Source organism: Streptomyces sp. NPDC096048, assembly GCF_044763415.1.
Classification (GTDB): Bacteria; Actinomycetota; Actinomycetes; order Streptomycetales; family Streptomycetaceae; genus Streptomyces.
Window position 1 is genome coordinate 431,990 of the sequence record NZ_JBIWGG010000007.1, and the last position, 18,421, is coordinate 450,410.

18 protein-coding genes are annotated in these 18,421 nt (G+C 71.2%); 11 read left to right on the forward strand and 7 right to left on the reverse strand.

Annotated elements, in window-relative coordinates:
• Positions 1-57: 57 nt before the first annotated feature.
• Both ACIQ6R_RS21965 and ACIQ6R_RS21970 read left to right on the forward strand, forming a co-directional pair.
• The gene (locus ACIQ6R_RS21965) at positions 58-744 is read left to right on the forward strand and encodes an ABC transporter ATP-binding protein (RefSeq protein ID WP_404222933.1); all 687 of its coding nucleotides are present in this window, start codon (positions 58-60) and stop codon (positions 742-744) included.
• Entirely contained in the window at positions 741-2,906 is a 2,166-nt protein-coding gene (locus ACIQ6R_RS21970) for a hypothetical protein (RefSeq protein ID WP_404222934.1), read from the forward strand. Before ACIQ6R_RS21965 ends, ACIQ6R_RS21970 begins: the two co-directional genes overlap by 4 nt.
• 68 nt (positions 2,907-2,974) lie before the next feature.
• On the opposite strand, the gene ACIQ6R_RS21975 is transcribed toward ACIQ6R_RS21970, so the two are convergent.
• Complete coding sequence (locus tag ACIQ6R_RS21975) at positions 2,975-3,181, reverse strand: GntR family transcriptional regulator (protein WP_404222935.1); 207 nt, start codon at positions 3,179-3,181, stop codon at positions 2,975-2,977.
• On the opposite strand from ACIQ6R_RS21975, the gene ACIQ6R_RS21980 reads away from it, so the two are divergent.
• The gene (locus ACIQ6R_RS21980; RefSeq protein ID WP_404222936.1) at positions 3,164-3,460 is read left to right on the forward strand and encodes a hypothetical protein; all 297 of its coding nucleotides are present in this window, start codon (positions 3,164-3,166) and stop codon (positions 3,458-3,460) included. The two genes, ACIQ6R_RS21975 and ACIQ6R_RS21980, sit on opposite strands and share 18 nt — an antisense overlap.
• 62 nt (positions 3,461-3,522) lie before the next feature.
• Here the strand turns inward: ACIQ6R_RS21980 and ACIQ6R_RS21985 are convergent, their stop codons facing one another.
• Complete coding sequence (locus ACIQ6R_RS21985; protein WP_404222937.1) at positions 3,523-4,251, reverse strand: LuxR C-terminal-related transcriptional regulator; 729 nt, start codon at positions 4,249-4,251, stop codon at positions 3,523-3,525.
• Positions 4,252-4,560: 309 nt separating this feature from the next.
• Here ACIQ6R_RS21985 and ACIQ6R_RS21990 point away from each other — a divergent pair, with 309 nt between their 5' ends.
• Entirely contained in the window at positions 4,561-5,607 is a 1,047-nt protein-coding gene (locus ACIQ6R_RS21990) for a LuxR C-terminal-related transcriptional regulator (protein ID WP_404222938.1), read from the forward strand.
• Here ACIQ6R_RS21990 and ACIQ6R_RS21995 read toward each other — a convergent pair.
• Together ACIQ6R_RS21995 and ACIQ6R_RS22000 are read right to left on the reverse strand one after the other, a co-directional pair.
• Complete coding sequence (locus ACIQ6R_RS21995; RefSeq protein ID WP_404222939.1) at positions 5,558-6,553, reverse strand: LuxR C-terminal-related transcriptional regulator; 996 nt, start codon at positions 6,551-6,553, stop codon at positions 5,558-5,560. The two genes, ACIQ6R_RS21990 and ACIQ6R_RS21995, sit on opposite strands and share 50 nt — an antisense overlap.
• Before the next feature lie 21 nt (positions 6,554-6,574).
• Positions 6,575-7,588, reverse strand: coding sequence for a helix-turn-helix transcriptional regulator (locus tag ACIQ6R_RS22000; RefSeq protein ID WP_404222940.1), 1,014 nt, complete (start codon positions 7,586-7,588; stop codon positions 6,575-6,577).
• Positions 7,589-7,883: 295 nt separating this feature from the next.
• Between ACIQ6R_RS22000 and ACIQ6R_RS22005 the strand changes: the two genes are divergently transcribed.
• Complete coding sequence (locus ACIQ6R_RS22005) at positions 7,884-8,219, forward strand: hypothetical protein (protein WP_055419013.1); 336 nt, start codon at positions 7,884-7,886, stop codon at positions 8,217-8,219.
• 299 nt (positions 8,220-8,518) lie between these two features.
• Complete coding sequence (clpB, locus tag ACIQ6R_RS22010; protein ID WP_404222941.1) at positions 8,519-11,143, forward strand: ATP-dependent chaperone ClpB; 2,625 nt, start codon at positions 8,519-8,521, stop codon at positions 11,141-11,143.
• Between the two features lie 119 nt (positions 11,144-11,262).
• Here the strand turns inward: clpB and ACIQ6R_RS22015 are convergent, their stop codons facing one another.
• A complete protein-coding gene (locus ACIQ6R_RS22015) occupies positions 11,263-11,790 on the reverse strand; it encodes a hypothetical protein (protein ID WP_404222942.1) in 528 nt (175 codons plus the stop codon).
• Between the two features lie 137 nt (positions 11,791-11,927).
• On the opposite strand from ACIQ6R_RS22015, the gene ACIQ6R_RS22020 reads away from it, so the two are divergent.
• Entirely contained in the window at positions 11,928-12,464 is a 537-nt protein-coding gene (locus ACIQ6R_RS22020; RefSeq protein ID WP_404173399.1) for a YbjN domain-containing protein, read from the forward strand.
• A gap of 59 nt (positions 12,465-12,523) precedes the next feature.
• On the opposite strand, the gene ACIQ6R_RS22025 is transcribed toward ACIQ6R_RS22020, so the two are convergent.
• Positions 12,524-13,714: a pyridoxal phosphate-dependent aminotransferase gene (locus ACIQ6R_RS22025; RefSeq protein ID WP_404222943.1), complete on the reverse strand. Its 1,191-nt coding sequence runs from the start codon at positions 13,712-13,714 to the stop codon at positions 12,524-12,526.
• Positions 13,715-14,575: 861 nt separating this feature from the next.
• Between ACIQ6R_RS22025 and ACIQ6R_RS22030 the strand changes: the two genes are divergently transcribed.
• Positions 14,576-15,112, forward strand: coding sequence for a DUF2617 family protein (locus tag ACIQ6R_RS22030; RefSeq protein WP_404173413.1), 537 nt, complete (start codon positions 14,576-14,578; stop codon positions 15,110-15,112).
• 398 nt (positions 15,113-15,510) lie between these two features.
• The gene (locus ACIQ6R_RS22035) at positions 15,511-17,052 is read left to right on the forward strand and encodes a polyamine aminopropyltransferase (protein ID WP_404223028.1); all 1,542 of its coding nucleotides are present in this window, start codon (positions 15,511-15,513) and stop codon (positions 17,050-17,052) included.
• 131 nt (positions 17,053-17,183) lie between these two features.
• Here ACIQ6R_RS22035 and ACIQ6R_RS22040 read toward each other — a convergent pair whose 3' ends face one another.
• Complete coding sequence (locus ACIQ6R_RS22040; RefSeq protein WP_404223034.1) at positions 17,184-17,447, reverse strand: hypothetical protein; 264 nt, start codon at positions 17,445-17,447, stop codon at positions 17,184-17,186.
• Between ACIQ6R_RS22040 and ACIQ6R_RS22045 the strand changes: the two genes are divergently transcribed.
• Positions 17,385-17,516 (forward strand): hypothetical protein, encoded by a 132-nt coding sequence (locus ACIQ6R_RS22045; RefSeq protein ID WP_404222944.1) that lies wholly within the window; start codon positions 17,385-17,387, stop codon positions 17,514-17,516. The genes ACIQ6R_RS22040 and ACIQ6R_RS22045 overlap by 63 nt on opposite strands.
• An 11-nt stretch (positions 17,517-17,527) precedes the next feature.
• The gene (locus ACIQ6R_RS22050; RefSeq protein ID WP_404222945.1) at positions 17,528-18,400 is read left to right on the forward strand and encodes an SRPBCC domain-containing protein; all 873 of its coding nucleotides are present in this window, start codon (positions 17,528-17,530) and stop codon (positions 18,398-18,400) included.
• The last annotated feature ends 21 nt before the right edge of the window (positions 18,401-18,421 follow it).

The following is an 18,421-nucleotide window of genomic DNA, read 5'->3' on the forward strand; positions in this document are numbered from 1 at the left end:
GCATGCGTTGTCCACGTCGTCCACATCGAGTGATCCCCCCGACCAAGGGAGCTCCGCGTGACCTCAACCCCCGCCCCACCCGTCCTGCGGCTGAGCGAGGTGGTCTACGGCGTGTCAGGCCGAAGCCTGCTCGCCGGTGCCGATCTCACCGTCCCGGCGGGGACTTCCGTCTCCGTGATGGGACCCTCCGGAAGCGGCAAGTCCACCCTCTTGATGTGCGTCATGGGGCTGCTCCGCCCACAGTCGGGGCGCGTCGAGGTCGTGGGACAGGACGTGACCCGGCTGTCCGCGCGGGCCCTCGCCGCCCACCGGCGGCGGCACGTCGGCATGGTCTTCCAGTTCGGCGAGCTCCTCCCCGAGCTCACCCCGGTGGAGAACGTGATGATCGCGAGCCTGCTGGCCGGCGAAGCGGTCGCCGAGGCCCGCTCCCGGGCCGAGTCGCTGCTCACCCGCCTCGGGGTCCCCGGGGCCACTGCCACGGGGGACCTGTCCGGCGGAGAGAGGCAGCGCCTTGCCGTGGGCCGTGCCCTTATCAACACGCCTGAACTACTGCTGGCGGACGAGCCGACAGGAGCACTGGACGGCGAGCAGCGGGAAGCCGTGGCCGACCTGCTGTTCAGCACTCCGCAGGAACACGGGTGCGCCCTGGTGGTGGTGACGCACGACCCGATGGTGGCCGGCCGCGCCGACGTGCGGCTGCATCTGCATGAGGGCCGCTTGGTCCAGTCCCAGGAGGCGCGGTGAACGGCGGCAGCCTGCGGTCGCGGCTCCTGCGCATGGGACGGGCCGCGTCCCGGTCGGCCGAAGCAGGCCGCATCCGCTACTTCGCGTTGTTCACCGCGACCACCGTGGCGGTCCTCGCCGTCTGCGGGTTCCTGCTCGCCGTGTCCTCTTTCGACGGGCGCACCGAGCGCAGTCAGGCCCGTTGGCCGCAAGTCACCGACACCGGCTCCGCCACACTGCTGTGGCGGGCGACGCTGGCGAATGTCGACGACCGCCAGTACGACGTGATTTACATAGAGCCTCTCACCGCTGACGCACCTCTGCCGCCCGGTCTGAGCCAGTGGCCGAGTCCCGGTGAGGCCGTGCTCTCCCCAGCGCTGGAGGCAGTCGGACCTCAGGTGCGCGGCGAGTACGGACGCGCGGTGGGCACCATTGCCCCGGACGGCCTGGAGTCGCCGAGCGAGTACTTCGCGTACGTACGGCCTACGGCCGAACGGCTGGACCCGGAGGGGATGACCAAGGCGTCGGGATTCGGCGTCTCCTGGACGCCGTCGCTCGGGGAGCACATGTACAACTTCGGGCCGAAGGAGTTCCACTGGGCCTACCTGGCGCTGGTGGGTCTCCCGGCCGGACTGTTCGTCGTGATCGCCGCCCGGGTCGGCGCCGCGCCCCGGGACCGCCGGACCGCGATCCTGACCGCGCTGGGCGCATCAGGAGGGGCCCGGGCCTGGTTCACGGTGGGCGAGGCGTTCCTGCCCGTGACCCTCGGCGCGTCGACGGCGGCGGTGGCCGTTGCTCCCGTACTCCTCACCGACGTACCGCTGCCGGTCGTCGACTTCGTGCTGTACGCCCCCGACGCCCGCGCCGCGATCCCCGCCCTCGGGGGCGCCGTGCTGGGCGTACCGCTCGCCGTGCTGGCCGCTGTCGTACTGCTCCAGCCGCGGTACCGACCGGGCACCTCGACCCGGCCGGTGACCGCCAAACGGCGCCGCGAGTGGATGCTGTGGCTGTTTCCCGTGGCTCTCTTCGGCACGGTCCGGGGCACCGACCTGGCGCCGTACGACCTGCGCCTGCCCGTCCTGGCGGCCGGTAGCGTGATCACCATCGCGCTGCTGCCCGGGGTGGCCGGTGCGGTGGTGTCGGCGGCCGGGCCGGCGCTGGCCAGGTTCGGTGCCGCGCGCGGCCGGGTGGGCATGCTGGTCGCGGGTCGACGGCTGGCGGTGGGCGCGCGCCCGGTCGCGCGGCTGGTGGCCGCGGTGGTCGTCGCGGTAGGTCTGGCTGCTCAGGGGCAGATCGCGATCAGTCTGTTCACGGATATGAGTGACCGGGTCCACGCCGTGGAGGACCACATCGGCACCAGCGTGGTACGGGTGTCGACAACCCTGTCCACGGCCAGTGCCGACGTGACGTCCTTCGAACGGGACCTGGGGACGGGAGTGCACGCCCTGGCCGTGACGAGGGATTCCCGATCGGGGCGGACCGACCTCGTCGCGGACTGCCGGGTATGGCAGGACCTGGGCGTCAAGTGCCCGACGGCGTCCCCTGTCGAACTGCGCACCGGGCACGCCGGTCTGGCCCAAGCCGCGGAGTTGGAGCGGTCGGTCGGGGCACGCCTGTACGCCCGCACGGGCAACGTCACCGAGACCGTGCGTACGGCCGAGGAATCGTCCCTGGTGGTGCTGGCGAAGGACGGACGGCAGTTGTCGCTGTCGCGGGTGCACCGAGCCGCCAACGCGCATGTGGCGATGGCGACGAACGTTCAGGTGTTCGCGATGGCCGGCGCCTTCGGCGGCAGCGGTGAGGGCATCGCGGCACAGCGGTGGCTGGAGCTGCTCTCTGTGGCAGGCGTACTGGTGATCGTGGTGGTGGCCGGAATCGGCTCGGTGGCCCAGTTCGTCCGGACGGGCCGTGAACTGGGCCCGGTCTCGGTGCTGAGTGGCAACGGGCGTGTGTACTACGCGGTCTCCGTCTGGTCGCTTCTGGCGCCCACCGCCTTCGCTGTGTGTGCGGCCGTCGCCGTGACCTGGTACGTGACCACGCCGTTGATGGCCGACTCCGCCGACCGGTTGTCCTCGCTGTCGGCGGTGGGCGCGGCCGGGTTGGCGTGCGCCGCGGTGATGGCCTGGTGGGGTGCGCGTTCGGCGTCCGCAGCGGGACTGGTGTGGCGTCCGCGCAACGATTGACGCGAGGCCTATGCCCCGCCGGAGGGGTGTGGACGCGCGGTCCACACCCTGTTGTCACTTCTCCAGTGTCACTTCTCCGCGACGAACGAGCCTTGTCCGAGAACGGTGTAGAGCCGCCCCTCCGTCCGGAGCGCGGCCACGGCCTTCTGCACCGTGCTCGGTGCCGCGTCCAGTTCGGCAGCGAGTCCGTTCACAGCGGGGAAGCGTGTACCGGGCGCGTACTGGCCGGCATCGAGGCGTCGCCGTAGCTCGACGACATGAGCCACACCAGCCACGTCCGCCTACTGCCCTGGAGCGGACCGGAGGGCAAGCGCGCGATCCTGGTCACCGACGGCACGGTCGGCCCGCTCTCTCTACTGGCTGACAGAATCGAGAACCAGCAGATCGAATCGGCGGCCTTCATCGTGGAGCTGGCGCGACCCATGGTCGAGGCCGCGCCTGACCTCACGGCAGATGAACTCCGTTGGGTCACCCGCCGTCTCAGCGAGAGCCTGACGAACGTACTCATCATCGCCGAGAGTCGCGCGCAGCGCATCCTGCCCTACGACGAGTGACGCCTTCGCTCCAGGTGCTGCGCGTCGCGCCGACCGTCTGTGAACGTTGCGACGCGGGGTGCCTACGGCGCCTGCGAACCGTCATCCGCGACGCAGGGACGTATCTCCGGACTCCCCGGCTGAGCGTGGACCTGCGCCTGCCAAACGATCCGGGAAGCCTGGACGCGGTTGTCGACACCGAGCTTCGAGTAGGCCCTGCGGATATGGTCCTTGACCGTGTGAGCGCTGATTCCCAGCGTCTCGGCCATGGCAGGGTTCGAGGCGCCGTCCGCCAGTAGTTGCACGATCTCCCGCTCACGAGAGCTGAGCCTCTCCAGCATCCTGCGCGCGGTGGCCACCGCATCGGCCGCGCGGCCGGGCCGGACGTACTGATCGACCAGGAACTGGGCGGCGACAGGCCCGAGAGCGACCGTGCCTGCGGCTGCTGCCCTTACCGCCCATGGCAGGTGCCGCACGGAGTTGCCGCGCAGCAGGATCCCGCGGGCTCCATAGCGCAGCAGCGTGCGAGTGGTGTGTTCCGACAAGTTGTCGACCAGTACGACGTGTGCCGGAGCGGAGACCTGGGAGCCTGCCCCTCTCGGTGCGGTCGCACTGGGCAACCGGAGGACGTCGAGCGCCTCGTTGGGACTGTGGTGGCTGCTGACCAGGACGTCCAGGCGTACCGCCCGCATCAGGGGTGACTCCGCCTCCGAGACCTCGCCGACGATCCGGATCCGGGCGTCTTCCTCCAGGACGCGCCTGACTCCGGCCCGTTCCAGCGGCTCCCGGCCGAGAATGCCTACGCGTATCACGATCTCTGTCCTCCCCCGACTGCCTACCGACTCGCCGTGTCGGCGCGCTTGGCATGTGCCGACGCCACGACAGCCGACGCCCGGCTTGACAGGCGGAGTCGGTCAGGCCCCGCCGTCACCCAGCATGCACGCTGCGTACATCTCTCCAACACCTTCAGCTTGTTGCAACAAGGGGGAGTGGGGGGTGCGCGTAAGGGCTGATTCCGTCATATGTCCGCTGCCCGTGGGAGAGGAGCCGTGTTGCGGACCCGGTCCCGGCCGCGCATAGTTGCGCTGCGGAAAGAGCCGGAACCGGGGGTGGGATGGGCGATGGCCGGGCACGGGGCGGATGAGCATCCACACGGTGCCGACCGGCTGTGCGCGGCCGGGGACCGCGTGTACTCCCGGGCCGTACGACGCGGCCGGGTGCCTCGCCTGGACGCCGAGCCGGTGCCCTGCCTCCTGGAACTGGCTCTGCTGCACCCCGACCCCGACGACATGGACTGGCTGGTGCCGACCTCGCCGCAGGAGGTCATGACCCGGCTGCTGCGCGGGGTCCACGACGAGGTCAACGCCAGTCAGCGGCGGGTGGGTTCCGCGGTGGAGGCCTTCGAGCGGTACGCGGGTCTCGGCCGCCAACTCCAGACCCCGGCCGGCACGGAGGGCACGGCGATCCGCGTTCTGGACGGCCTGGCCCGCATCCAGGCCGCGATGGACGAGGCGACGCAGGCGTGCACGACCGAGGTGCTCACCGTCCAGCCCGGCGGCATCCGGCGCGAGCACGAACTGTCGGAGGGACTGCACCGGGCGCTGGCGCTGCGCGGGCGCGGGGTGCGGATGCGGGACCTGTACACGCACGTGGCCCGGCACGGCCAGGGCCTGCTCAACTACCTGGAGCTGATGGGCGACGCGGTGGAGGCCCGCACCCTCGACGAGGTCATCGACCGCCTCATCCTCTTCGACCGCACGGTCGCCTTCATCCCCGCCAACACCGACCGCACGATGGCCCTGGAGCTCCGCCATCCCGGCCTGGTCGCCTACCTGGTCACGGTCTTCGAACGCCTCTGGCGCCTCGCGATCCCGCTGACCGCCCCCCTCCCCGACACCGGCATCGAGGGCATCTCCCACCGCGAGCAGTCCATCGCGGCGCTGCTGGCGGAGGGCCACCAGGACGCGGTGATCGCGGAACGCCTGGGCATAAGCGTCCGCACGGCGCGGGCCCACATCGCCCGCCTCTCGGAGACCCTGGGCGCGGCCAGCCGCACGCAGCTGGGGGTGCGCATCGCCCAGGCCGGCCTGGACGGTTCCCCGCGCCTGCCCGCCGCCATCACCCTGCCCGATCAGGCTCCTGGTCGAGAATCCCCGACTGGCCGATGAGATAGCCGAGTTGGGCCCGGCTCTCGCTGCCGAGGGTGGCGGCGAGTTTGGCGATGTGGACACGGGCGGTGCGCACGTTCATGCCGAGGCGGACGGCTATGTCGGCGTCGGTGTGACCTTCGATGAGGAGGGCGGCTATGGCTCGCTGGCGGGGGGTGATGCCGTTGAGGGTGGGTTGCCGGACGGCTTGGGGGTGCATGGGTGTGGCGAGGTGCCAGAGGCGGTCGAAGGTGTTGATGAAGTAGGAGATCAGGGCTGGGTGGCGGACTTCGAGGGCGAGTGAGCGGTCGGCGCTGGCGGGGATGAAGGCGACGGTGCGGTCGACGATGATGAGGCGGTCGGTGACCTCGTCGAGGGTGCGGGCCTCCACATCGCCCGTCAGGCGTTCGTAACGCCCGATGATCAGAGGAGAGTGACGGACGGTGTGTTGGTACAGGGCGCGCACGCGCCCCCCGCCGTCGAGGAACGCCTGGTCCCGTTCCATGGCGGCTTCGTGGTAGTGAAAGGGCCCGGTGATGAGGCCATCGTGCGGTTGGATGGCCAGGAGTTGCTCTCTGCCCTCGGCCATGGCCTCGGCGATGGCCTGGCCTGCTCGCTTCTTGCTGCTGAGGAGTCGGAGCGGCGGAGCGTCCTTGCTCGCATCGGCCGTTCCCTCGAGCCGCATGAGGGGTTCGAAGGCATCGGCGAGTCGTTGCCCGCGTCGACGTTCGCCGACGATGCGCTCCTCCGAGGAGCGAAGCAGTCGTTGTAGGGCGACCGTCGGAGGTACGGGCTCCAGCCTGCTCAGATCCTCGATGGTGGGGTGGAGCATGCCATGGTCGACGAGGCAGGGCGCTGCCGTTGCCTCGTGGCTGGACACATGCCCTTCGCGCAGTGCGCGGGCGTAGAGGTCCAGACCGGCCTCACACAACTCCTCCGGTCCGTGACGGTGTGCCTCGGCGGTCACGCGTGCTTTCCTCCTCGCGGCTCAGTGATCCTTCGTCAAAATCCCGGACTGGGCGATGAGGTAGCCGAGCTGGGCGCGGCTGCCACTGCCGAGGGCCTGTGCGAGTCTCGCGATGTGTGCCCGGCAGGTCCGCACGTTCATTCCCAGACGGCGGGCTATGGCCTCGTCCACGTGGCCCTCGACCAGAAGCTTCGCGATCGAATGCTGGATCTCCGTGATGCCACCCGAGTCTGTTTCGTAGGGGGCGCCGGCACTCAGCGGTACAGCCCGGTTCCAGATGAATTCGAACACCCGCACCAGGTACTGGACGAGGCCGGGATGGCGGAGCTCGAGGGCGACCTGCCGGTCTTCGCGGACGGGAATGAACGCCACGGTCTCGTCACAGATGATGAGCCGTTCCACGAGCTCGTCGATGGTCCGATACTCCACCTTTCCATCCGTGAACTGATCCGCGTAGGCGAGCCGGTCCGGACTGTACCGAGCGGTGTGCTGGTAGAGGGTGCGGATCCGTACACCCCGCTCGATCAGGGGCTTGTCTCGCTCCAACCCCTCCAGTAGCCGCTTCTCGGGGCGCCGGTGGCCGCTGGGCTGAACCGTGAGCACCTCGGTGTGACACTGCGCCGTCGCCAGATCGAGTGCGGCATTGATGCGATCAAGGCCTTCCAGGACCGTTATGGAGTGAGCCGGGCTCGTTTCCTGGGCGCTGATGTCCATGAACGGCTCGAAGAGCTCGGACAGGGCTATGGACTGTCGTCGCTGCTCGGTGATCTGACGTTCGATCGGATTGAGCCGTTGGGCCAGCGCGACGGACGGCGGCACCGGCCGCATCCACTCGTCGTCGTCGGGATCGAGATGGAGCAGTGCCAGGTCAGTCAGGCATGGAACGGATTCGACGTCGGCCCTGAGCACCCGACCAGCCCTGAGGGCATCTGCGTAGAGGCGACGCCCTTCCGTGCACAGCTCGGATGGCGAATGGGGATGCTCCGGATTGGTCCCTTTTATCACTGAATATCCACCCCCCAGGGTCCTGAACATGCAGGAACATGATGCACCGATTGTGTGGCCATGACGTGCCTGAATGAGCCATCGTCTTATCGGACGGGGGAACGAGGGACCATCAAGTGAGGACGAAGCCGACTATGCGTATGAGAATGCTTCGCTCGGTGCTTGTTGCTGCCTTCTCCACCGTTGTGGCCTTCGGCGCGCTGGCCGGCCTCTCTGGTGGGACGAGCGGCGAGCATGAGGCGGGTGGCACTCGCTCTGCGGCGGTTGTGACCATGGGCGACAAGCCCGTAGCTCTTCCGGCCGACACCGTGTGGGACTGATCGCGATGACTACTCCACCCGACGACCGCTCCTTCCGTCGCGAAATGGCCACCGCCTACCGCTCCGGCTGGCACTTCATCGACCTGGTCACCGCGATCCCCCACCCCGGTGACTCCCTGATGGTGACCGTCTTCGGCGAGCCGGTCGTCGTCACGCTGGACGAGGACGGCGACGTACGGGCGTACCGGTGTCTGCGGCGGCCTCGGGGTGCGCCGCAGCCCGTGCGGTGTGCCATTCGGTACGGAATGATCTTTGTGAACCTGGACCAGAGGGACCACCGGCTCGCGCAGCCGGAGATCCCCGAAGTGAGGACCATCTCGGCCACCCCCCGCAGTGCCTGACGCGATTCCCCCGTCGTTACAGATCGCTCAGGTACTTCCCCCCGGCAGCGGCGTCACCGTGACCTGAACACGGTGACGCCGCTGTCGTTTGCGGCGACATTTCGGGGTATCGGCCTGCCTCCAGGCTGGCTGGAAAGGCTCTCGTGCGGGCGGAGTGGGCACCCGGGTGTCACCGGGCGGCAGCCGGAGCCCGTTTCTTCCTTGAGTGGAATAGACTCAACTTTGTGTACGTTGTCTGAGTCAGCACTGGGAGACATGGCCGGACCGCCGACGGCCGACACGAGGAGGAGAGCCAGAACGTGGACGCCGAGCTGACCAACCGGAGCCGGGACGCGATCAACGCGGCCAGCAACCGGGCCGTGACCGAGGGGAACGCCGACCTCACCCCCGCCCACCTGCTTCTGGCTCTGCTCCAGGGGCAGGACAACGAGAACATCACCGACCTGCTCGCCGCCGTCGAGGCCGACCTCGCCGCCGTGCGCACCGGCGCCGAGCGCATCGTCGCCGGGCTGCCCAGCGTGACCGGGTCCACGGTCGCGCCGCCGCAGCCCAGCCGTGAGATGCTCGCCGTGGTCGCCGACGCCCAGGCCCGCGCCAAGGATCTCGGGGACGAGTACCTCTCCACCGAGCACCTGCTCCTCGGCATCGCCGCGAAGGGCGGCGCGGCCGGTGAGGTACTGGAGGGGCAGGGAGCCAGTGCGAAGAAGCTGCAGGAGGCCTTCCGCAAGGCGAGGGGAGGGCGCCGCGTGACCACCGCGGACCCCGAGGGCCAGTACAAGGCGCTGGAGAAGTTCGGCACCGACCTCACCGCTTCCGCCCGGGAGGGCAGGCTCGACCCGGTCATCGGGCGGGACCAGGAGATCCGGCGGGTCGTGCAGGTGCTCAGCCGGCGCACCAAGAACAACCCCGTCCTCATCGGCGAGCCCGGCGTCGGCAAGACCGCCGTCGTGGAAGGGCTCGCCCAGCGGATCGTCAAGGGGGACGTGCCCGAGTCGCTGAAGAACAAGCGGCTGGTCGCGCTGGACCTGGGCGCGATGGTCGCCGGGGCCAAGTACCGGGGCGAGTTCGAGGAGCGGTTGAAGACCGTGCTCGCCGAGATCAAGGACTCCGACGGGCAGATCATCACCTTTATCGACGAGTTGCACACCGTGGTGGGCGCCGGGGCCGGCGGGGACTCCGCCATGGACGCCGGGAACATGCTCAAGCCCATGCTGGCGCGTGGCGAGCTGCGCATGGTGGGCGCCACGACGCTGGACGAGTACCGGGAGCGGATCGAGAAGGACCCGGCGCTGGAGCGCAGGTTCCAGCAGGTGCTGGTCGCCGAGCCGACCGTCGAGGACTCCATCGCGATCCTGCGCGGGCTCAAGGGGCGGTACGAGGCGCACCACAAGGTGCAGATCGCGGACAGCGCGCTGGTGGCCGCCGCCAGTCTCTCCGACCGGTACATCACCTCCCGCTTCCTGCCCGACAAGGCCATCGACCTCGTCGACGAGGCCGCCTCGCGGCTGCGCATGGAGATCGACTCGTCCCCCGTCGAGATCGACGAACTCCAGCGCGCCGTCGACCGGCTGAAGATGGAGGAGCTGGCGATCGGCAGGGAGACGGACGCCGCCTCGCTCGAACGGCTGGAGCGGCTGCGGCGCGACCTCGCCGACAAGGAGGAGGAGCTGCGCGGGCTCACCGCCCGCTGGGAGAAGGAGAAGCAGTCCCTCAACCGGGTCGGTGAGCTGAAGGAGAAGCTCGACGAGTTGCGCGGGCAGGCCGAACGGGCCCAGCGCGACGGTGACTTCGACACCGCCAGCAAGCTGCTGTACGGCGAGATCCCGACCCTCGAAAGGGACCTGGAGGCCGCCTCCGAGGCCGAGGAGGAGGTCGCCCGGGACACCATGGTCAAGGAGGAGGTCGGCGCCGACGACATCGCGGACGTCGTCGCTTCCTGGACCGGCATCCCCGCCGGGCGGCTGCTGGAGGGCGAGACGCAGAAGCTGCTGCGGATGGAGGACGAGCTGGGCAAGCGGCTCATCGGCCAGGGGGAGGCCGTGCGGGCCGTCTCCGACGCCGTACGGCGGAGCAGGGCGGGGATCGCCGATCCCGACCGGCCCACCGGCTCCTTCCTCTTCCTCGGCCCGACCGGTGTCGGCAAGACCGAGCTGGCCAAGGCGCTGGCCGACTTCCTCTTCGACGACGAGCGGGCGATGGTCCGCATCGACATGAGCGAGTACAGCGAGAAGCACAGTGTGGCGCGGCTGGTGGGCGCGCCGCCCGGATACGTCGGGTACGAGGAGGGCGGCCAGCTCACCGAGGCCGTGCGGCGGCGGCCGTACACCGTCGTGCTGCTCGACGAGGTGGAGAAGGCGCACCCCGAGGTCTTCGACATCCTGCTCCAGGTGCTGGACGACGGGCGCCTCACCGACGGGCAGGGCCGCACCGTCGACTTCCGCAACACCATCCTGGTCCTCACCTCCAACCTGGGCAGCCAGTACCTGGTCGACCCGGTCAGCAGCGATATCGAGAAGAAGCAGCAGGTCCTGGAGGTGGTCCGGGCGTCCTTCAAGCCGGAGTTCCTCAACCGGCTCGACGACCTCGTGGTCTTCTCGGCCCTCAGCAAGGACGAGCTGAGCCGGATCGCGCGGCTCCAGATCGGCTCCCTGGCCCGGCGGCTCGCCGAGCGCCGCCTCACCCTGGAGGTCACCGACGAGGCCCTGGCCTGGCTGGCCGACGAGGGCATGGACCCGGCGTACGGCGCGCGCCCGCTGCGCCGCCTCGTGCAGACCGCGATCGGCGACCGGCTCGCCCGGGAGATCCTCTCCGGCGAGATCAAGGACGGCGACTCGGTCCGCGTGGACCGCTTCGGCGACGACCTGATCGTGGGCCCGGCCGGGGGTCCGGCCGGAGGCCCGGCCACGAGCGGCAAGACGCTGTAGGCATTGCGCGACGCGCGGTCGGCCCTCCGGTCCCCGGCGCGACGCGCGGCGGCCCGTCACCCCCGGTGGGTGGCGGGCCGCCGCGCGTCACCTCCGGTGGGTGGTGGGCCGACCGCGCGTCACACGGTGAACGACGCGAACCGCACCCGTGCCGTCCCGGCGTCCTCGTACACGACCCGCACCTGCACGGCATGGGCCTCCGCACCGTCCGGCAGGCCCCGCGCGTGGTCCAGATCCAGACACAGGTCGACGTCGACGCCCGTGCAGGTCTCCGTCGCGGGCGCCGGGGCGTCCGGGTAGGTGTGTGCCGGCCAGTCCTGGACACCCGAGACCGGCATGCGGAAGGTCGCGCTGTAATGAATGTCCTGGAAGCCCTGGATCGTGCACTCCCCGACCGGCCGCGCGTCGTCCGGCAAGGCGGCCCCGCCGAACGCGAGGGCCTCGGAGCAGGGGACGTGGCCGGCGGCCCTGCCGCCGCTCCGGTCGTCCGGTCCGGACCGGACGATGCCCGCGAGGACGATGAGGAAAGGGAGCAGGACCAGCGCCGGAAGCGTCACGAGCGCCGCGAACAGACGCCACCTGGTCCGCCCCCGGGGCACCTCTTGGCCGCCCGCGTGCCCCGCCGCCGCGTTCCGTGTGCGTCCCATGGCCCGCCCCCGTCCGCCCCGCGTCCACCCGACCGGCCGGATCATGTCAGCCCAGGGCTGACAGGGCCCCGGCGGGCTTGCCACGCCCCTCCCCGCATGGGGGAGGATGGCCAGATCCGTACGAAGGGAAATTCACGGTGACCATCGACCCGTCCTCGATTCCGAACTTCGGGGGCAAGCAGCCCGAGCCGCAGCCGCAAGGACCGGCGGGCCCCGTCGTCCCGGATCAGGATCTTGTGAAGCAGCTCCTCGAACAGATGGAGCTGAAGTATGTCGTCGACGACGAGGGTGACCTCGCGGCGCCGTGGGAGCAGTTCCGTACGTACTTCATGTTCCGCGGCGAGGGCGACCAGCAGGTCTTCTCGGTGCGGACGTTCTACGACCGGCCCCACCAGATCGACGAGAAGCCGCAGCTGCTGGAGTCGATCGACGACTGGAACCGGCGCACCCTGTGGCCCAAGGTGTACTCCCACACCCACGACGACGGCACGGTCCGCCTGATCGGCGAGGCCCAGATGCTGATCGGCATGGGCGTCAGCCTGGAGCACTTCGTCTCCTCGACGGTCAGCTGGGTCCGCGCCGCCATCGAGTTCGACCGGTGGCTCGTGGAGCAGCTCGGCCTGGAGCAGGAGGTCAACGAGTCGGAGAAGCCGACGGACGAGGACGGCGCATAGTCCGTCCCGTATGAGGAGAGCCCGGTCCGGCGGTGATGCCGGGGCCGGGCTCTCGCCGTTCACCCCGCCAGCGTCTTCAGCCGCCGCACCGCCTCCTCCAGCACCGAGGTCCGCTTGCAGAACGCGAAGCGGACGAAGGGGGCGCCCGCCTCCCGGTGGTCGTAGAAGACCGCGTTGGGGACGGCGACGACGCCGGCGCGTTCCGGCAGGCCGCGGCAGAAGGCGAAGCCGTCGCTCTCGCCGAGGGGGCGGATGTCGGTGGTGACGAAGTACGTCCCGGCGGGGCGGTAGACGCCGAAGCCCGCCTCCTCCAGGCCCGCCGACAGCAGGTCCCGCTTGGCCCGCATGTCCTCGCGGTAGGCGGCGAAGTACGAGTCGGGCAGCGCGAGGGCCTCGGCGATCGCGTACTGGAAGGGCCCGGAGGCCACGTACGTCAGGTACTGCTTGGCCGAGCGGACCGCCGTGACCAGGGCGGGCGCGGCGGTGATCCAGCCGACCTTCCAGCCCGTGAAGGAGTACGTCTTGCCGGCCGACCCGATGGTCACCGTGCGCTCGCGCATCCCCGGGAAGCTCGCCAGGGGGATGTGCTCGGCCTGGTCGAAGACCAGGTGCTCGTAGACCTCGTCCGTCACCACCAGCAGGTCCCGTTCCACGGCCAGCTCGGCGATGGCCGCCAGTTCGTCGCGGGTCAGGACGGTGCCCGTCGGGTTGTGCGGGGTGTTCAGCAGCAGCAGGCGGGTGCGGTCGGTGACGGCGTCGCGCAGCTCGTCGAGGTCGAGGCGGAACGTGCCGTCGTGGGGGCGCAGGGTCACGGGTACGCGTGTGCCGCCCGCCATCGCGATGCAGGCCGCGTACGAGTCGTAGTACGGCTCCAGCGCGACGACCTCGTCGCCGGGCTCCAGCAGGGCGAGCAGGGAGGCGGCGATGGCCTCCGTGGCGCCGGCGGTGACCAGGACCTCGGAGTCCGGGTCGAAGGACAGGCCGTAGCGGTGCTGCTGGTGGGCGGCGACGGCGGTGCGCAGCTCCGGGACGCCGGGGCCCGGCGGGTACTGGTTGCCGCGCCCGTCGCGCAGTGCCCGTACGGCGGCTTCCCGGATCTCCTCGGGGCCGTCGGTGTCCGGAAAGCCCTGGCCCAGGTTGATCGCCCCGGTCCGCGCGGCCAGGGCGGACATCTCCGCGAAGATCGTCGTCCCGAACTCGGCGAGCCGGCGGTTGAGGAAGGGGCGGGCGCTGGAGCTCATGGAGGTCATGGCGGTCATCCTGCGCCGAAGCTCTGGAGTTCCTCAACTCTGCTTTGGGGCGCGGCGGCGAGGGGCATCTCCCGTTCACGCGACGAGCCACACGGCGTCACGACGAGTTTCACACAGGCAGCGAGGCGCCCGACGGGGGGCTGCTTCGGGGGAACTCCGGGCGAAGGCCCGGGAAGCGGAAGGAGGGTGGCGCCATGGTCATCGGCATCATCCTGATCGTGTTCGGGGCCCTGGTGGTCGCAGGGCTCCTGGCCGGCGCGCGGAGCGGCGGCGGAGGCAACCGCGACCGAGGCCGCGCCCGCGCCCGCCGGAACAGCTGGTGGGCCGGCGACTCGTCCGGCGGGCATCACGCAGGCTCCTCCGGCGGGCACAACACAGGCTCCTCCTGCGGCGGCGGCTCGTCCTGCGGAGGCGGGTCGTCGTCCTGCGGGGGAGGGGGCGGCGGCGGATGCGGTGGAGGCAGCTGACACGGGGCAGCTGAGCTCCCACAGGGGGAACCGCATCCCCGCCAGGGGTCCCGCGCCTGGGGCCGGGCCCCGTGCCCTCGCGAGCGCCCGCCGGGAAACACGCCCGGTGGGCGCTCTCACGCACCGGCGCACGCCGCGCGGGTGGGGTGTGCGCCCTGGTTGAACAGTTGAGCTGGGGAGCCCCCTGAGGGATGGAAACCCCACGAAGTTGGGTAAAAACGCTGTGGCGGCGCCGCAGTTCATGATTCCCTCTCCATCACCAACGCAGCTCCTCGGACGACCTGTTGACCCCCCTCCTGACCGGCCGACTGGGCTGAGCGGGCCGCATCTCCGGCAGTGACGGGATGCGCAGGCCCCACACCTTCCTCTCCTTGTGTGCTTGCGGAGCCGATCCATGCTCACGACCCTGAAAACCGCCTACACCGACACGCGCGCAGCCGACCTCGCCTGGGCCCTGGGGCGCGAGCCGCTGCCAGCGCTCGCCAGTCTCGACCTCGAACTGACGGGCGCGAAAATGCAGTTGAGACTTCTGGGGGCCTCTCATCAAGTCCTGCTCGAGGAGGAGCGGGGAAGCTGTTCGGAGACGGTGGCGTGCATTCCCGGCAGCAGCACCCCCCTTCCGCTGGGCGTCGCCAAGCGGAAGGGCGACTGGGAGTACGAGTTCGCCGCCCGCGTGGAGGTGCTGACGCCGGGCTCCTTCGCCGGACGTGCCCAGGAGCTGCTGGCCCTGGTCGCCGACCATCCGCACGGGCTGGCCGGCGTCTTCCCCGGCAGCCCGCACGCCTTCACCGCGCTGCTGGCCCATCGGCACGAGGGGCAGGTGCACTGGCGGACCTGGCACGCCTATCCGCAGGACGGCCACTTGGTGGCGACCCGGACCCGGGTGGGGGTCCGGGTGCCGACGGCGCAGCTCAGCCCGTCCGGGGTGTGAGCGGGTGCGGGGCGGGACCCGGGCGGGATAAACCTGTGGCGCGTTGCAGAACGTCGGTTTCACACGTGTGGGTGACGAAGGGGAGTGTGGGAGTGACGTAACGTCACCCCGTGATCGAACCGCACGCGCCCGCCCCGCCCGGCTCTCCGCCGTCCTGGGGCGGCCCCGGCGGCTCTCCTCGCACCACCGGTTCCGGTTCCTCCGGCTCTTCCGGCTCTTCCGGGTCCTCTGGGTCATCGGGTTCCGCTGGTTCCTCTGGTTCCTCCGGTTCGTCCGGTTCGTCCGGTTCCTCTGGGCCATCGGGTTCCGCTGGTACCTCCGGTACGTCCGGTTCCTCTGGACCCTCCGGTCCCGGTGGGCCGGCGCGGCTGCCCGTCCGGCCGGCTGTCGGGCGGTTCCTGGTGCTGGCGGGCGTTTTCGTCTGCGCGGCCTGCGGGCTCGTGTACGAACTCGAACTCGTCGCCCTCGCCTCGTATCTGATCGGCGACTCGGTCACCCAGGCGTCCGTCGTCCTGTCCGTCATGGTCTTCGCCATGGGCCTCGGCTCACTCGCCGCCAAACGGCTGCGCAGGTTCGCGGCGGCCGGCTTCGGCGCGGTCGAGGCCGTCCTCGCCCTCGTCGGCGGCTCCAGCGCGATGGTGCTGTACGCCGTCTTCGCCTGGACCGGCGGCTGGGGTGGTCTGTGGGCCGACGGCCCGCACTTCCTCCTGGTCGCCTTCTCGCTCGCCATCGGCGTGCTGATCGGCGCCGAGGTGCCGCTGCTGATGGAGCTGATCCAGCGCGTCCGCCGCCAGGACGCGGGCGGCGCCGTCGCCGACCTGTTCGCCGCGGACTACGTCGGCGCGCTCGTCGGCGGCCTCGCCTTCCCCTTCGTACTGCTGCCCTTCCTCGGCCAGCTGACCGGCGCGCTGCTCACCGGCACCGTCAACGCGTTCGTCGGCGCCGCCCTGGTCCTCGGCCTGTTCCGGCGGGACATGACCCGCCGGGCCCGTTGGCTGCTGCTGGCCGCCAACGCCGTCGTAATCGCCCTCCTGGCCACGGCGACCGTCCTCGCCGACGACTTCGAACGCGCCGCCCGGCACGCCGTGTACGGCCAGGACGTCCGCGTCGCCGTCCAGACCGGCGTGCAGGAGGTCGTCCTCACCGGCGACGCCGACGGGCGGCCCCTCGACCTGTTCCTGGACGGCCGGCTGCGGGTCAGCGGCAGCGACGAGCGGCGGTACCACGAGGCCCTGGTGCGCCCCGTGATGAGCGGCCCGCACGCGCGCGTGCTGATTCTCGGAGGCGGCGACGGCCTCGCCGCGCGGGAGGTGCTGCGCCACCCGGACGTGCGACGCGTCGACGTCGTCGAACTCGACCCCGGGCTCACCCGGCTGGCCCGGCACGACCCCGGCCTGTCCGCACTGAACGAGCACGCCTACGGAGATCCGCGCATCCACGTCACCACGGCGGACGCCTTCCGCCTGCTGCGCTCGACGCCCACCGCGACGTACGACGTGGTGATCTCGGACCTGCCCGACCCGGGCATCACGGCCAGCACGAAGCTGTACTCGCAGGAGTTCTACGGCCTGCTTCGGCGAGTGCTCGCCCCCGACGGGCGGCTGGTCGTGCACGCCGGCCCGCTCACCGCACGCCCGCGGACCTTCTGGACGGTGGACGCGACGCTCCACGCGGCCGGTCTGCGGACCGCCCCCTACCGCGTCGCCGCCCGGGGCGCCGGCTTCGCACCGGGTCCCGACCGCGCGGCCGCCGCCCCGAACGCCCCCCGCGACTGGGGCTTCCTCCTGGCCGCCCGCACGCCCCCCGCCCCGCGCCTCGAACCGACGGCACCCCGCCCGCACACCCTCACGCCCCGGTCCCTGGCCCAGGACGCCCGCGCCGCGTCCCGCACCCGGATCGACGGCCTGCCGCCTTCGACGCTGGTGCATCCGCGGTACTGAGCCCCCCGTCAGCGCGTCAGCGCGTCCGTGCGTCCGTGCCTCCGCGTCTCCGGGCCTCAGCGCCCCGCGCATCCGTGCGAACGAGTTTCACGCGGCGCCCCGGGCGTAGAGCGAGGAGCGGGGGTCTGGATCTACGCCGGGGTGGGCAGCGGCGCCGAGGCGATGGCGCCGGTCGTGGGGCAGGCCGTGGGCTTCCCGCTGGTGCTGTGGCCGTTCGGGTACGGGGCCCACGGGACCGGCGAACTCACCCGGCAGCTACGTGCCGAACAGGCCGTCCGGGCCGGCGTGAGGTCGCCGAGGAACGCGTCCGGATCGCCCGTGAACCGCACGATGTGGTCGCCCACCGCATCGCCGTCATCAACGTCCAGGCCGGACTGGCCCGCTTCGTCTTCCACTCCGACGCCCGCACCGCGCGGCGGGTGACTTTGTGCCGACGGGGGGTGCGTCGGGCGCCCGCTGGGTAGGGTGGCGTGACATGGAGCATGAGGTGTTCGTTCCGGTTCCGGCCGAGCGGCTCAGGGACGTGCTGGCCGACCCCGTCCGGGTCGCCCGGGCGGTTCCGGGGCTCCAGCAGGACGCCGGCGCCGAGCCCGTCGCGGGACGGCTCAAGGTGCGCGTCGGCAGTCACTCCATCACCTACCGGGGCTCCCTGCGGCTGTCCGCGCGGGAGGACGGTGCGTACGCCGTCGAGGGCGACGCCACCGAGTCGCGCGGCACGGGCACGGTGACGCTGTCGCTCACCCTCCGCGTGGCGGACGTGGACGGCGGCTCCACCCTCACGTTCGCCGGGACGGCCACCGCGGACGGGCGCGTCACGGAGCTGCCCGAGGAGTCGGTGACGTCGGCCACGGCCCGGCTGCTGACCCGGTTCGCGGCGAACCTGGGCACGGCGGCGGGGCGCGAACCGGAACAGCCCGAGGCGCGACCCCGGCCGCAGCACACCTCCGTCTTCGACACCGAGGTGCCCCCGCCGTCCCTCGCGGACGAGGGGGAGCAGGGCGAGTCGGGTGAGCGGGACGAGCCCGATGCCCCTGTAACCCCGGCCGCCCCCGAGGCCCCCGCCGCCCGGGAAACCCCCAGCACCCCCGAGGCCCCCGCCGCCCGCGAAACCCCCAGCACCCCTGAAGCCGCCGAGCCGCCCGCCGCCGAGGCCGCGCACGCGCGCCGCACGATGATCGGCCGCAGCGCCGAGGAGGTGGACCACGCTCCGCCACGCGGCCGGTACGCTCCCGTCCCCGCACCTCAGGCGGGCGCGGCGGGTGCTCCCCTGCGCTGGGCCGCCCCGGCGGCGGCGCTGGTCGTGGCGTCGGCGATCGTGGTGGGCCGGGCGCTGCGCAGGCGCCGCTGAAACGCCGCAGCTCAGCTCGGC